General features: G+C 67.6%; 1 protein-coding gene. It reads right to left on the reverse strand.

The window, feature by feature from the left end:
* Positions 1–39: 39 nt before the first annotated feature.
* Positions 40–1,596, reverse strand: a 1,557-nt coding sequence (locus tag AC1D00_RS40355; protein ID WP_477014541.1) for a GumC family protein, incomplete at its 5' end; no start/stop codon positions are given.

Consider the following 1,596-nt stretch of genomic DNA (forward strand, 5'->3'; position numbering starts at 1 on the left):
GCTCGGCACCCTCTCCCACAAGGGGAGAGGGTAAGAGGCCTACGCCGCCACCACGCGCGGCGTGTCCATTGCATCCGACGGCTGTACCGGCCTGCTCAGCATCGTCACCTCGCTGAAGCCGACGGCCTTGAGCTGCTCGCACATCAGCGTGCGCGCATCCGGCTCCATCGACGCATCGGGCACCACGACGGCGCGGGCATTGGCCGTCAGCAGCTCCGCCGGAAGGTCGGAGGCGCTGCCGGCGTCGAGCAGCACGTGGTCGTAGGCGCGAAGCAAGGCGTCGATCGCGAGCGTCACCCGCGGCGATTGCAGCAGGCTGCGGTCGAAGCCGGGACGGCCGGCCATCACCAGATGCAGCCGCGACAGCTTGTCCCGGGTGATCACCTGGGCGAACGAGGCTTCGCCCTGCATCAGTTCGGCAAGGCCAGGCGCCGAGGCATCGACGGACACCGCGGCAATCGTCGGCGAGGACGCGGCGAGATCGACCACGACCACCCGCGCATCGCGCGCCAGGTGGCGGGCCAGCGTCAGCGCCGACAGCGTGACGGCTTCGCCTGGCGCGGTGCCGAGCACCGTGATCTTTTTTGCCGCCGCGGCGCGCAGGCTGTCGGCCAGATGCCCGATCTCGGCAAACTCGGTGACACCGACATCGGCCGTCATCTCCGGCTGAAGCGGCGCGGGCTCTTCCACGACCGGTTCGACGACCGGCTCGACCACCGGCTGGACGAATGGTTCCTGGCGAACCGCCGCCTGCGTTTGCGCCGGCGCCGGAGCAAAGACAGCCACGGCGCGCGGCGCGGTCTGGCGCAACAGCTCGCCGGTGACGACGACGCCGGACGAGAGCAGCAGCGTCGCGATCGTCGCGATCAGCACGATCGGAAGTTTTTTCGGATAGGCCGGCGTGTTCGAGACGACGGCGCGCGAGATGATGCGGCCTTCCGCCGGTGCTGTGTCGATGGTCTCGCGGGTGCTGGCTTCGCGATACTTGCCAAGATACGTTTCCAGCAGGTCGCGCTGCGCCTTGGCCTCACGCTCGAGCGCGCGGAGCTGCACGTCCTGGCCGTTGGTCGACGTCGCCTGCTTCTTGAGCTGCTCGAGGCTCGTGGTCAGGCCATCGACCCGGCCACCGGCGATACGCGCATCGCTTTCGAGCGAGCGGGAGATCTTGGCCGCCTCGTCGCGAATCTGGTTGTCGAGGTCGCCGAGCTGCGCCTTCAGCTCCTTGATCCGCGGGTGATTGCCGAGCAGCGTGGACGACTGTTCGGCGAGCTGGGCCCGCAGCGTGACCCGCTGCTCGGACAGTCGCCGCATCAGCTCGGAGTTCACCACCTCGGACGCCTCGATCGGCTTGCCGCTCTGGAGCATCTCCTTGATCAGCCGCGCCTTGGATTCCGCATCTGCCCTCATCGAGCGCGCGTTGTTGAGCTGAGTGTTGACCTCGCCCATCTGCTGGTTCGACAGCGTCGTGTTGTTGGTGCCGACGAAGAGTGACGACTTGGAGCGGAAGTCCTCGACCTTGGCTTCGGCGTCGGAAACCTTCTTGCGTAGATTCTCGATCTCGCCCGCGAGCCATTGGCTGGCATTGCGCGCCTGGTC

The sequence above is a fragment of the Bradyrhizobium sp. P2_E8 genome (assembly GCF_056403875.1).